Source organism: Paenisporosarcina sp. P5_A11 (assembly GCF_056400705.1).
In genome coordinates this window covers 1-13,536 of sequence record NZ_JBFUKT010000083.1, presented here as the reverse complement: position 1 = coordinate 13,536, position 13,536 = coordinate 1, and the positions used below count along the sequence as shown (strand labels likewise).

Annotated in this window: 14 protein-coding genes and 1 rRNA gene; 3 read left to right on the top strand and 12 right to left on the bottom strand. The window is 37.8% G+C overall.

What is annotated here, in order from left to right; translation table 11 throughout:
- A 16S ribosomal RNA gene (locus AC1DOS_RS12230) occupies positions 1 to 79 on the bottom strand; the annotation flags it as partial.
- Positions 80 to 439: 360 nt separating this feature from the next.
- Positions 440 to 1,330 carry a nucleotidyltransferase-like protein gene (locus AC1DOS_RS12225; RefSeq protein WP_477537719.1) on the bottom strand — a complete coding sequence of 297 codons (891 nt, stop codon included), beginning with the start codon at positions 1,328 to 1,330 and terminating at the stop codon, positions 440 to 442.
- 127 nt (positions 1,331 to 1,457) lie between these two features.
- Here AC1DOS_RS12225 and AC1DOS_RS12220 point away from each other — a divergent pair, with 127 nt between their 5' ends.
- Positions 1,458 to 1,805, top strand: coding sequence for a YgzB family protein (locus tag AC1DOS_RS12220; protein ID WP_108587825.1), 348 nt, complete (start codon positions 1,458 to 1,460; stop codon positions 1,803 to 1,805).
- 82 nt (positions 1,806 to 1,887) lie between these two features.
- Here AC1DOS_RS12220 and perR read toward each other — a convergent pair whose 3' ends face one another.
- The 4 genes from perR to bcp all read right to left on the bottom strand — a co-directional run bounded on the left by perR (position 1,888) and on the right by bcp (position 4,411).
- Positions 1,888 to 2,331, bottom strand: coding sequence for a peroxide-responsive transcriptional repressor PerR (gene perR, locus AC1DOS_RS12215; protein WP_199224138.1), 444 nt, complete (start codon positions 2,329 to 2,331; stop codon positions 1,888 to 1,890).
- Between the two features lie 103 nt (positions 2,332 to 2,434).
- Positions 2,435 to 2,986 (bottom strand): cob(I)yrinic acid a,c-diamide adenosyltransferase, encoded by a 552-nt coding sequence (locus AC1DOS_RS12210; protein ID WP_108587823.1) that lies wholly within the window; start codon positions 2,984 to 2,986, stop codon positions 2,435 to 2,437.
- A 1-nt stretch (position 2,987) separates the two neighbouring features.
- Positions 2,988 to 3,935: a D-2-hydroxyacid dehydrogenase gene (locus tag AC1DOS_RS12205; protein ID WP_477537718.1), complete on the bottom strand. Its 948-nt coding sequence runs from the start codon at positions 3,933 to 3,935 to the stop codon at positions 2,988 to 2,990.
- Entirely contained in the window at positions 3,932 to 4,411 is a 480-nt protein-coding gene (gene bcp / locus AC1DOS_RS12200) for a thioredoxin-dependent thiol peroxidase (protein WP_108587821.1), read from the bottom strand. The genes AC1DOS_RS12205 and bcp overlap by 4 nt, the downstream gene beginning before the upstream one ends.
- Positions 4,412 to 4,539: 128 nt before the next feature.
- On the opposite strand from bcp, the gene AC1DOS_RS12195 reads away from it, so the two are divergent.
- Together AC1DOS_RS12195 and AC1DOS_RS12190 are read left to right on the top strand one after the other, a co-directional pair.
- Positions 4,540 to 5,829, top strand: a complete 1,290-nt coding sequence (locus AC1DOS_RS12195; RefSeq protein ID WP_477537717.1) for a glutamate-1-semialdehyde 2,1-aminomutase — start codon at positions 4,540 to 4,542, stop codon at positions 5,827 to 5,829.
- A 74-nt stretch (positions 5,830 to 5,903) separates the two neighbouring features.
- Positions 5,904 to 6,983, top strand: coding sequence for an FUSC family protein (locus AC1DOS_RS12190; protein ID WP_108587819.1), 1,080 nt, complete (start codon positions 5,904 to 5,906; stop codon positions 6,981 to 6,983).
- A gap of 251 nt (positions 6,984 to 7,234) precedes the next feature.
- Here AC1DOS_RS12190 and AC1DOS_RS12185 read toward each other — a convergent pair whose 3' ends face one another.
- The 6 genes from AC1DOS_RS12185 to AC1DOS_RS12160 all read right to left on the bottom strand — a co-directional run.
- Complete coding sequence (locus AC1DOS_RS12185) at positions 7,235 to 8,128, bottom strand: ABC transporter permease (RefSeq protein WP_477537716.1); 894 nt, start codon at positions 8,126 to 8,128, stop codon at positions 7,235 to 7,237.
- A 17-nt stretch (positions 8,129 to 8,145) separates the two neighbouring features.
- Complete coding sequence (locus AC1DOS_RS12180) at positions 8,146 to 9,150, bottom strand: ABC transporter permease (protein ID WP_108587817.1); 1,005 nt, start codon at positions 9,148 to 9,150, stop codon at positions 8,146 to 8,148.
- Between the two features lie 286 nt (positions 9,151 to 9,436).
- Positions 9,437 to 11,053, bottom strand: coding sequence for an ABC transporter substrate-binding protein (locus AC1DOS_RS12175; protein ID WP_477537715.1), 1,617 nt, complete (start codon positions 11,051 to 11,053; stop codon positions 9,437 to 9,439).
- A gap of 26 nt (positions 11,054 to 11,079) precedes the next feature.
- The gene (locus tag AC1DOS_RS12170; RefSeq protein ID WP_477537714.1) at positions 11,080 to 12,063 is read right to left on the bottom strand and encodes an ABC transporter ATP-binding protein; all 984 of its coding nucleotides are present in this window, start codon (positions 12,061 to 12,063) and stop codon (positions 11,080 to 11,082) included.
- A complete protein-coding gene (locus AC1DOS_RS12165) occupies positions 12,038 to 13,057 on the bottom strand; it encodes an ABC transporter ATP-binding protein (RefSeq protein WP_477537713.1) in 1,020 nt (339 codons plus the stop codon). Before AC1DOS_RS12165 ends, AC1DOS_RS12170 begins: the two co-directional genes overlap by 26 nt.
- A gap of 151 nt (positions 13,058 to 13,208) precedes the next feature.
- Positions 13,209 to 13,536 (bottom strand): ATP-binding cassette domain-containing protein (locus AC1DOS_RS12160; RefSeq protein WP_477537712.1); only part of this gene is annotated, 328 nt, incomplete at its 5' end.

The following is a 13,536-nucleotide window of genomic DNA, read 5'->3' as shown; positions in this document are numbered from 1 at the left end:
CTTCATCATTCCGCTCGACTTGCATGTATTAGGCACGCCGCCAGCGTTCGTCCTGAGCCAGGATCAAACTCTCCATAATGGTGAGTCGATTAGCTCGACTTTGTTGCTGGCGTCAAAATTTGACGTTTATAATGAACGGTTAAGTTCAAGTTTGTTTTCGATACCGACAGGTGTCGGCGGAAGAAAACGTTTTAGCTTCCAGCACCGAAGTGCGTTCCGCTTTATTAGTTGACGTTTTGCTGTTCAGTTTTCAAGGTTCATTTCGTGTCGCGTGTTTTGGCGACTTATCTAATTTAGCATCGTGAAGTGTGAGAGTCAAGCACTTTTTTAATCTATTTTTAAATTTTTTTTTCAAACTCACTTGCTTAGCGACGTTTACTATTATAAACAGCATATCATCTTTTAGTCAAGAAAAAAATAAGACACTTTGTAAAGTGTCTTATTCACTGTGTTCCTCTTGATCCATTGGTTCAACTTTATAATATCGATGAAAGATATTATTACTCTTTGTTTGCACTCGCTCAATATGAATATATCCTTTTTCAACAAGGAATTCGATAAATACTTCTAAATCAACGGAATAGTTACGAAGCTCTTCTTGTTCATGTAATTCTTGTATCGTCCAATGCTCTTTTTTGCTCATGACTTCTAAAATATGACGAGAACCATCCTTCGTTCTTGAATGAATCATGAATTCACTCGCTAAAAACAATAGTTCCAATCTTTTATCAATGGCTTCATCACTCGAAAGAAGTTCTTCGTAGAGTTTATAAATCGCAGGTTCCATAACTTTGACTTGCGACCAGACGGTTACTTCTGGATGTAATCCATTTTCAAAGACCGCTAAGCGCGCAAGGTGATGTAATGAATCAACTATGTGATTGTAAGCATCCATATAGTTTTTTTGTTCAAAAAACACTTTTCCTTCTAAATAACGACGAATAAGTTTTGCGAACTCAATTCCCATTTTTATTTTACGACCGTAAAATGGAAAATCTTTTAGTTCTGTTTTTAATTCATGAACAAACTCGTTTCGATCAAACATGACACGTCCATAAAAGATCCAGTCTACGATTTTCCGATTTGTCCCGAGAAGTAACCATTTTCGTAATTGTTTCTCTGTGACAATGTGCATCGCTGCTTTTTTATCGTTAAACGTATAATGTTTTGTGAAAACAGGTTGATCCGCATCCTTAGCTAATATTAATAATATGGTATCGAATGTATCGGTTACTTGGCTAACTTTTTCTCTCTTCTCGATTAATATTACACCGAGTGTATTTGGTTGGCTCGCTCTCTCCTGATAAATAGGACGTAGAATTTGTTCCAACGATAGTTCCCCCTCACAAATAATCAAAATGGTATATGTACTTTTTTCGACAAAGATTGTTAGATTCCTTCAAACGATTTACACTACCAATTATGGTATAGTAAACATGATTAAGGAGGAATACAATATGAAACCTTATAAAAATAAAATAAATCGAATTCGTTCGTTTGCTTTATCATTGATTTTCATCGGTTTTGTCATTATGTATATCGGAATTTTCTTCCGAGAGCATGAAATCATTATGACATTGTTTATGTTCTTAGGGCTACTTGCAATTCTAGGAAGCACAGGTGTCTATGCATGGATTGGTATGTTATCTACTAAAGCCGTTCAAGTCGTTTGTCCAAATTGTGGTAAATATACAAAAGTATTAGGTCGTGTTGATATGTGTATGTATTGCAGAGAACCACTTACACTTGATCCAACTTTAGAAGGTCAAGAATTTGATGAAAAGTTAAATCGGAAAAATTCTTAAGTGTTAAGGCTAACATTCATTATTGAATGTTGGCTATTTTTTTGCGCAAAAAAAAAGAGCAAGTCTATGCTCTTTAACATTATTAATGGACTTTAGTGGCTTGTGAAATACATGTTGGGCAGGTCCCGTAAATTTCCATACGATGCGAGTTAACTTGAAAACCCGTTACATGAGAAGCTAAATGTTCAACTTCGTCTAGTCCTGGATAATGAAAATCAACAATTTTCCCGCATGAATCACAAATAATGTGGTAATGATCATTTGTCACAAAATCAAAACGGCTCGAAGAATCACCGTATGTTAATTCTTTAACTAATCCAGATTCTCTAAAGACTCGAAGATTATTATAGACAGTTGCTACACTCATATTTGGAAATTTAGCTTCAAGCGCTTTATATATATCGTCTGCTGTAGGATGGATCATGGATTGGATGAGAAATTCTAAAATCGCATGACGCTGTGGTGTAATTCGAACTCCAGTAGATTTCAAAGTCTCCAATGCGTCACGTAAATGCATTTCGGTCATCGCCATGCACCTCACTTCATAAAGATTCTTATTTTATAATCGTTACAATTAGTATAAGGAAGAAGTATGGCGAAAGTCAACAATAACCCTCTACAACAAGGTATTATTCAGCGTGCAAACCTTTTTCTTTTTGTCCTAGACGTAAATTAATAAAGCGAGCAGCAACAAATAAGAAATCAGATAATCGATTTAAATAGGCTAAAACGAGTGGAGATACATCTTCACCAATACTCACCGTTGAACGTTCTGCACGACGAACAATTGTACGTGAAACATGAAGAGCTGCCCCAGCTGGGTGCCCACTCGGTAAAATAAAGTTAGTCAGTTGAGGTAACAGTGCATCCCATTCATCAATCCACGATTCCAACTTCATAACTTCACTTTCTTCTAACTTCCATTTCACTTCTTTGCCTGCCGGTGTAGCTAATTCTGCGCCGACGTGGAAAAGTGTAGTTTGTATTCTATGAAAAGCTTGTAGAACTTCTTCTTTTTCATCAAAAAATTCATTTTGAATATAACTCATTGCAAGCCCAATCATCGAGTTTGCTTCGTCACACGTCCCATAAGCTTCAACAAGTGCATCATTTTTAGCTACGCGAGAACCATAAATTAGTGAAGTTGTTCCTTTGTCGCCCGTCTTTGTATATATCTTCATGTTAATACCCCTTTTCTACATCTATAACATTTTGAAAATCTGTTCCTTCTTTTATCCATTCTTGAAGGTTCTGCATAAAAATTTCTATAGCTCGTGGAACGTATTCAGAAGAATGACTTGATACATGTGGTGAAACGATGACCCCATCCATTTCCCAAAAAGGATGTTCTTCACCTAGGGGTTCATTTTCAAAAACATCCAATACACAGAATGAGATTTGACGTTCTGACATCGCTTTTATTAATTGGTCTTCTTTAATTAAATCCCCCCGCCCAAAATTCATGAAAATTGCATCTTCTTTCATCAAGACGAAATGATTATATGTAAGAAGTCCACGTGTTTCTTGTGTGCTTGGTAATACGGAAATGATGATATTCATTGAGGGTAATTTGTTGTTTAATTGTTCAAAGGTAATCATTTCATCCATATGTAAAGCTTGATTTCCCGAGCGATTACAACCAATTGTTTTGACACCAAACGCTTGCAATAAACGTCCGATTTCACTCCCAATTGCACCCGCACCAATGATAAGAGCAGTACTGCCGAAGAGCTCGCTCGATCCAGAACGTTTACTCCATTCATTCTCGCGCTGTTGAGAATAAATCCATGGAAGTGCCCGCTTAATTGCTAATAAATGTKCCATGACTGACTCAGACATGGGGATTTTATGAATGCCTTTTACATTTGTAATTAAGATGTTTCGTTCACCAATTTGACGTAATGGCATTTTTTCTAAGCCTGCTGAAGCAACCATTAGCCATTTCAAGTCAACTGCTTGTTCGAGTGTTTCTTTAGTTATATCTTCACCATAAGTCATAATGATTTCTGCTTTTTCTAGTGCATTTCGATCTTTACTTGTAGAAACAGTGAAATCTACTTGAGGAAATTCAAATCGAAGTCGTTCCATTAAGTCTTCTTTAACAGTGAAAGTAAATAAAACATTTGTCATTGTGCAGTCACTAACTCACGCAATAAACCAAGTGCCTCTTCTACATGTCCTTTTACTTTTACTTTACGCCACTCTTTTACTACAGTTCCAGTCGGATCAATTAAAAATGTGGAACGTTCAATACCCATAAATTCTTTACCATACATTTTCTTAAGTAACCAAACGCCATAAGCTTCAGAAACTGCATGGTCTTCATCTATTAATAATGAAAATGGCAATCCGTGTTTTTCAATAAATTTCGTATGGGCTTTTTCTCCATCAGGGCTAACGCCTAAAATAACGGCATTCAAATCACTGAAGGATTCATATGCATCTCTAAAGTCACAAGCCTCTGTTGTACAACCAGGTGTTGCATCTTTCGGATAAAAATAAAGCAATACATATTGTTTTCCTGCGAAATTATGTAATGATACATCCACACCTTTTTCGTTTTTCAAAGTGAAATCAGGTGCTTGCAAACCTTCGAGTGTTGTCATGAATAATCCCCCCACTTTACTATTTGTTTAATCGTACCGAATATTGGTCAGAGTTTCAATTTTCTTGGCGTTCTACTTCTTTTTTGTCTATTATTAAGAATGGTAGAAAAGGAACGGAGGAATATTATATGAAGAGAACAAATTCCGAAGCTTTACATCAAGAAGCATTAAAACATATTGTTGGTGGGGTAAACAGCCCTTCACGTTCATACAAAGCTGTAGGTGGAGGTTCACCAACTGTCATGGAAAGAGCACAAGGAGCATACTTTTGGGATGTAGATGGTAACAAGTACATTGATTTCCTCGCTGCTTATGGTCCAATCATTACAGGTCACGCACATCCACATATCACAAAGGCAATTACAAAAGCTGCTGAAAATGGCTTATTATATGGCACACCAACCCCTCACGAAGTAAAGTTTGCAAAAATGTTAAAAGAAGCAATGCCAGGTATGGATAAAGTACGTTTTGTGAATTCAGGAACTGAGGCTGTCATGACGACGATTCGGGTGTCCCGCGCTTACACAGGTCGCACTAAAATTATGAAGTTCGCCGGATGTTATCACGGTCACTCTGATTTAGTACTCGTTGCTGCTGGATCTGGTCCTGCAACACTTGGTATTCCTGATTCAGCAGGTGTTCCAAAATCGATTGCCAAAGAAGTAATTACGATTCCCTTTAACGACCCAGAGGCTTTCCAAGAAGCAATGGATCAATGGGGAGAAGAAATTGCATGTATTTTAGTTGAACCAATAGTAGGAAACTTCGGGATTGTTGAGCCGAAAGAAGGCTTCTTGCCTCTTGTTCATGATATTGCGAAACAAAAAGGCGCACTTATTGTCTACGACGAAGTGATTACAGCATTCCGTTTCCATTATGGTGGTGCTCAAGATATGCTTGGGTTAACTCCAGATTTAACAGCGCTAGGAAAAATCATTGGTGGCGGATTACCAATCGGTGCATATGGTGGACGTAAAGAGATAATGGAACAAGTTGCTCCACTTGGACCTGCATATCAAGCGGGAACTATGGCAGGAAATCCAGCGTCTATATTATCTGGAATTGCGTGTTTAGAAGTGTTAAAACAACCGGGTATTTATGAAGAGATGGATCGTTTAGGTGCTATTTTAGAAGAAGGTATATTAAACGCCGCTAGTAAACATAATGTCACGATTACAATAAATCGTCTAATGGGTGCTTTAACGATTTACTTTACTGATGTAATAGTTGAAAATTACGATCAAGCCGAAGCATCTGATGGAGAAATTTTTGGACGCTTCTTTAAACTCATGTTAGAACAAGGCATCAATTTAGCTCCATCTAAGTATGAAGCTTGGTTCTTAACAACTGCTCACACAGAAGAAGATGTCATGCAATCACTTGTTGCCGTGGACTATGCATTTTCACAACTTATATAATTTAGGTTGACCCCTAAGCAGTCCTACTGTAAGGTAGCAAGAAGCTTGGTTATGAGAAAGGAAATACAACATTTATGAAACTTGGAGCACGAATCGTTAAAACGGGTGTCGCAATCGTTTTTGCGCTGTTCTTGGCTGATTTACTGAATTTACCGTCTCCTGTTTTTGCGGGAATAGCCGCTATATTTGCTATTCAGCCTTCTATTTATCGTTCATATTTAACGATTATTGAACAAATTCAATCAAATTTCATCGGTGCTGGAATTGCCGTTATTTTTGCTCTCATATTTGGTCATCATTATGTTGCAGTTGGGTTAGCTGCTGTAATCACCATCGCAATTATGTTGAAATTAAAGTTAGAAAAATCCATATCATTGGCTCTTGTTACGATCATTGCCATTATGGAAGGGCCGAGCGATGATTTTATTGTATTTGCTCTTATTCGTTTTACTACGATTGTAGTAGGCGTGCTTGCTGCATTTTTCGTTAACTTAGTATTTATGCCACCGAAATATGAAACGAAATTATTTCATTCGATTCATATGACAACTGATGAGTTGATACGATGGACGAGATTAGCGAAGCGGCAAGCTTCTGAACATATGGCAACCAAACAAGAACTTGAAAAGCTACGTGAACGATTAATAAAAATAGATCAGTTTTATTTGTTCTATAAAGAAGAACGTAGCTACTTCCGTAACGAAAAACGTGCGAAAGCCCGTAAACTTGTTGTCTACCGCCAAATGATTTCTGTGGCGAATAAGAGTTGGGAAGTTTTAAAACGACTTCATATTTATGAAAATGAATTAGCAAATCTACCTAATCATTTCCGTTTAATGATTCAAGAGAGACTAGACTTTTTATTAACGTACCATGAACAACTTCATTTGAAATATACTGGGAAGTTAAAGCCTGAGCATTCCTTATGGACGGAAAATGAAGCTTTACTTAAACGTCATGAAGTAATGGAGATTTTCGCGAGAGAAATTGCACTCTCGAAAGAAGAAGAAATATTCTCCTCTTATCATTTACTACATGTATTGTCCGCTGTACTGGATTATGAAGAACAGTTGGAGCATTTAGATACGCTCATTGTTTCTCATCAAAATTATCACGGTGAAGAAATAAAAGTTGAACTTGAAGACGGATTTTGAATGAAAGCAGTCATCTCTTTTATAGGATGGCTGCTTTTTTGTGGTTTATTTTTTGCATTATTTTATTTTCTGACTTGCAGAGGATATTTTCCAAACTCGTGTCTTTCTCCGGAGGAATGGTTTCCTTCTCCAAGCGATGGGCGGAAACCCAAGTTAAATGGTCGAAAACCTAGTGTGAGTGACCCTATATTTGTTTATCTATAAAAAAAGAAGCTATCCATATGAGAATGGGTAGCTTCTTTTACTTCTTATTAACTCTTCATTCGTGGATCTAATGCATCTCGCAAGCCGTCACCCATTAAGTTAAATCCTAATACAGTTAACATAATGGCTAGACCTGGGAAAATCATCGTCCAGGGCGCATTGATGAAATTCACACGGGCATCTGCTAACATTTTTCCCCACTCAGGTAATGGTGCTTCTGCACCAAGACCAAGGAACCCAAGCGCAGCAGCTTCAATAATTGCAGTTRCAATAGCGAGTGTGCCTTGCACAATTACAGGAGCCATTGAGTTGGGTAAGATATGAGAAAACAAGATTCGGATATCTTGCATACCGATTGCTTTTGCTGATGTAATATATTCTTCTTCTTTTATGCTCAAAACCTTCGAACGAATTAAACGACCAAAATTAGGTACATTAATAATCGCAATGGCAATTAACGCATTTTGAAGAGATGGTCCTAATACCGAAACAACTGCGATAGCTAATAAAATACTTGGGAAAGCGAGCATTATATCAAATACACGAGAAATGATAGTGTCTATCCATTTGCCGTAATACCCTGCAACAATTCCTAAAATACTACCAACTACAACAGAACCGATAACAGAAAAGAATCCAACCCATAATGAAATTCGTGCTCCGTGAATAATACGAGATAAAATATCTCTACCAAAGTCATCTGTACCAAGCCAAAATTCTCTTGAGGGTTTTAGCAGACGATTTGCTAATACTTGATCATTGATACCTTGAGGTGCTATCCAAGGTCCAATCAATGCCACGATGATAAAGAATAGGACAATCCCAGCTCCTACAACGGCAATTTTACTTTTCTTAAAGCTTCGCCATGCTTCGTACCAAGGGCCTGCTACTTTATCTGTTTGTGGTGCTACATTAGTTGATTTAGGCTCCAATTTGGACATGTTGAGATTCCTCCTTCTTAATCATATTTAATTCGTGGATCAATTAAGCTGTATAGCACATCAATGACTAAGTTAATCATTACGAAAATAAATGCTACTACTAGAATACCGGATTGAATAACAGGATAGTCACGGAAGTTAATCGCTTCATAAATATAACGACCGACACCTGGCCATCCAAAGATAGTTTCTGTTAATATCGCGCCTCCAAGAAGCAAACCCATTTGAAGACCAATAATTGTTAACACAGGAATAATCGCATTTTTCAATGCATGCTTGTACACAACCCAGAACATTTTTTGACCTTTCGCACGAGCGGTCCGAACGTAATCAGAACGCATAACTTCAAGCATGCTTGAACGTGTCATACGTGCGATAATAGCCATCGGAATAGTTGCAAGTGCAAGACCAGGTAACACTAAGTGTTTAAAAACCGTACCTAACTGATCAAACCTACCTTGCATAATGGTGTCGAGTACGTAAATGTTGGTCATTGATTCAACCGGATTTCGCACTTCTTCCCGTCCGGTAGTTGGCAAGATTCCTAGTTCAATACCGAAAATATATTGAAGCATTAACCCTAACCAGAAAATCGGCATTGAAACACCCACTAATGCTAATATCATAGCCGTATAGTCAAACCATGAATTCTGGAACCAAGCGGAAATAATACCTGCATTCACTCCGACAATAATTGCTATTAATATTGCAAATAACGATAATTCAAAAGTAGCTGCTAAGTATGTCCAAATTTCATTTGAAACGGGATTCATCGTACGCAACGATTCCCCAAGATCGCCTTTTAAAAGGCCCATTAAGTAATCAAAGTACTGAATATACCATGGATTGTCTAATCCAAGTTTAGTGCGAAGTGCAAGAATTGCTGATTCTGATGCTTGTTGCCCCAAAATTACTTGTGCTGGATCACCCGGTATTGCCCGAATAATCATGAAAACAACAAACGTCATGCCTAATAATACGGGGATTAATTGTAAGAGTCTTCGTCCGATATAGTGAAGCATTGTCTTCACCTCTCCATCTAATGCAGTATGTATTACTATGAAAAGCGGAGCGGGGTAAGTTAGGGCGACACCGGCGCTGGAAGATTTGAAACGGAAACTTGTTTCCGCTTCAAAATCTGAAGCTTAGGTGCGGCCTGCCCCGCAAAGCTAGACACTATGAATAGCAGAGCGGGACATCATAAGAAGACACCCACAATGCTAGACAATAAATTAAGAGTTACGTCATTGCTTTTGTTCATTATAAATGGGAAGAAATCACGAAGACTTCTCCCCATCAATCTGTCTTTTACTTGAAGTCTACTTCATTTAATCTATCAGAACCCGTTGGATGTGGGGTGAAGTTTACCAAATCTGCGTTACCCGCAAGAAGTGGTGTAGAGTGTGCAAGCGGTACCCAAGGTGCGTCTTCGAAAATGATTTCTTGCGCTTGAGCGTAAAGTTCATTTCGCTTGTCTTCATCAACTTCTGATTGTGCAGCAATTAAGATGTCGTGTACTTTGTCATTGCTATAGAATGAGTAGTTATTGCTTCCGATATTGTCTTTATCAAGCAAAGTGTAAAGGAAGTTATCTGCATCACCATTATCGCCAGTCCAACCTAACATGAATGCATCTGCTTCACCATTTTTAGTTTTCTCTAAATATGTTGCCCATTCATAAGAAACGATTTTTGCTTTAATACCAATGTCAGCTAGGTTTTTTTGAATAGCTTCTGCTACTTTAGTGCCATCAGGCATATATGGTCTTGGAACTGGCATTGCCCATAGTTCCATTTCAAATCCATCTTCAAATCCTGCTTCTTTTAGTAATGCTTTTGCTTTTTCAGGATCAAAGTCATATCCTGCAATATCATCATTGTAACCACTGATTGATGATGGCATTGGGTTTTTTGCAATTTCTGCTCCACCATTAAAGAAAGCATCAATGATAGCTTGTTTATCGATAGCATGATTTACTGCTTGGCGAACTTTCACATTATCAAATGGAGGTCGAGTATTAGTTAAACCTAAGTACCCTACATTCATTGATGGACGTTCAAATAATTGTAATTTAGCATTATCTGTTACTGTTTTTGTATCAGATGGGTTAATTCCGTCAGCTAAGTCAATTTCATTTGTAGATAAAGCATTCAAACGAGCTGAGTTATCAGGAATTGCACGGAAAATAACTTTGTCTAATTTCGGTAATTCTTTATCCCAATAATCAGCGTTTTTATCAATAGTTATTGAATCATTTTTCTTCCATTCTACAAATGTGAATGGACCTGTACCTACTGGATTATCTCCAAATTTATCGCCAAACTTCTCAATTGCTGTTGGGCTTGCAATTGCGAACGGGCTCATTGCAATGTTTTTCAAGAAAGGAGATTGTGGACGTTTCAATTTGAACACGACTGTATAGTCTCCATCTGCAGTTACAGAATCGATCACGTGACCTTCGTCACCTTTAAAACCACCAAACATTGAAGCGTAGTAAGGGAATTGATCTTCAGTTCCATTCGCCCAACGCTCGAAGTTTTTCACTACTGCTTCTGCATTAAAGTCAGTACCATCGTGGAATTTCACACCTTCACGAAGTGTAAATGTATAAGTAAGTCCATCTTCAGAAGGCTCCCATTTAGTTGCAAGACCTTCGTTAATTGTTGTATCTTCGTCACCAAAGTTTAATAATGTTTCAAAAACGTTTTGTGTTACTTTAAATGATTCCCCATCAGTTGCTCTTGCAGGGTCTAGAGATACAGAATCTCCACCACGACCAAAAACTAAGATTTTAGGCTCTGCACTATCTCCGCCTTTGTCTTCCCCTTTACCGCCATCTGATGAATCAGATGAACATGCTGCTAAAATCGTTGAGAGGACTAGCATTAGTAACAAAGCAAGTGACCACAGTTTCTTTTTATTCAAATTGACCCCTCCAAATTTTCTATTTATCATTGTTGCGCTTGTTCACCATATAGGTGGCAGGCAACAGAATGACCTGGTTCAACTTCTACTAAATTTGGTACGATTTTTGTACACACATCCATTTTAAACGGACAGCGCGTGTGGAATGTACATCCAGATGGCGGATTTGATGGACTTGGAATATCTCCTTTAATAAGGATTTGATCCCGTACAAAATTCGGATCTGGAACCGGTACAGCAGACAATAAAGCCTGTGTATATGGGTGCAGAGGCTTATCATAAAGCTTCTCACTTACTGCAACCTCGACCATTTTGCCAAGATACATAACCCCTACACGATCACTTATATGACGCACAACACCTAAGTCATGCGCAATAAATATGTAAGTCAGGTTTAATTCTTTTTGCAAATCTTGCATTAAGTTCAAAACTTGTGCTTGTATCGATACATCAAGTGCAGATACAGGTTCGTCAGCAATGATGAGTTTTGGGTTAGTCATTAAAGCCCTTGCAATTCCAATACGTTGACGTTGACCCCCACTAAATTGGTGAGGATAACGTTTTGCATGATAACTACTAAGCCCAACAATTTCCAGGAAATCACGGACTTTCTTTTTCCGTTCTTTTGGATTACCAATACCGTGAACAATTAAAGGCTCTTCTAAAATCTTTTCAATTGTATGTCTTGGATTTAGAGATGCATATGGATCTTGAAAAACCATTTGAATTTCACGACGTGCTTTTCGCATGTCGTCACTTGAAATGTTGGTCAATTCTTTTCCATCAAAAAACACTTTACCTTCAGACGGCTCTAGCAATCTCATAAGCATGCGACCCGTAGTAGATTTTCCACATCCGGATTCGCCTACAATTCCTAGTGTTTCGCCTTTATTGACATAAAAGGAAACATCATCAACAGCCTTCACATGCCCTGATACTCTACTAAGTAAGCCTTTACGAATAGGAAAATATTTTTTTAGTCCTTCAACTTTCAATAAGGGTTCTGTCATGAGTCAATACCTCCTGATTTTGGTACAAGAAGCATCTTGTCTTATGCACAGACGAAGTTTGATACAAGTCTGGATTCTCCGTTAAACACTTATCAAATGCGAATTCACAACGTGCTGCAAATCGACATCCCTTGCTAATGGAACCTGGTTTTGGAACGTTTCCAGGAATCGAATATAGTCTTTGCTTTTTAAATCGCATGTCTGGAACAGATTGCAATAATCCTTTTGTATACGGATGTTGAGGATCTTTAAAAATAATTGGTACCGGACCTTCTTCAACGATTTGGCCAGCATACATCACGACCACTCGTTCACATGTTTCAGCAACCACACCAAGATCATGTGTGATTAAAAGCACGGCCGTATTTAAACGCTCATTTAAGTCTTTCATTAGTGCTAAAATTTGTGCTTGAATCGTTACATCAAGTGCTGTAGTAGGTTCGTCCGCAATTAAAACTTTCGGATCACATACCAAAGCCATCGCAATCATGACACGTTGTCTCATCCCACCAGAGAGTTGATGAGGATAATCTTTCATCAATTCTTCACTGCGCGGAAGACCTACTAATTTCAGCATTTCAATTGCACGTTCTCTCGCTTTTTTTTTCGACCAATCTTTTTTATGAATAAGAATGGCTTCCATTAGCTGATTGCCAATTGTGAATAATGGATTTAAGGAAGTCATCGGCTCTTGGAAAATCATCGCCACATCATTTCCTCTTACTTTACGCATCTCTTTATCACTTAACTTCGTTAAATCTTTATCTCCAAATAGAATTTCTCCACCTGTAATTTTCCCTGGAGGGCTTGGTACTAGTCCCATTATGGATAAGGATGTAACACTTTTTCCACAACCAGATTCACCTACGATACCGAGCACTTCTCCTTCGTGAACAGAAAAATCAATATTGTCTACTGCGGGAATTACACCGTCATCTGTAAAGAAGGAAGTTTGAAGACCTTTTACTTGAAGTATCGCTTTACGTGCACTCATGATGTCCCTCCTTTTACAAAACTAAATATTTTTTCAGAACATTCGATATGTTCCTTATTATACAAAGATTAAATATAATTGCAATATTTTTTTTATAAGTACTACTTATTTTCTCAATAAAAAAAGGTTCTCCATTTAAGGAGAACCCATATTAATCCATATCTAATTGTTGAACCTGGAATAAATTGTAATATATACCCTTCAATTCCATCAATTCATTGTGTGTTCCTTGCTCTTTTAGTTCTCCATGATCGATAACGAAAATTTGATTGGCATGTGTAATAGTCGATAAACGATGCGCCACAATAATCGTGGTTCTGTTATGCGCCAATCGTTCTAAAGAGTCTTGTATCAATGACTCACTCTCTAAATCAAGAGCGGACGTTGCTTCATCTAGAACTAAAATTGGAGGATTTTTCAAGAATACTCTAGCAATGGCTACTCGCTGTTTTTGACCACCTGAAAGCTTTACTCCCCGC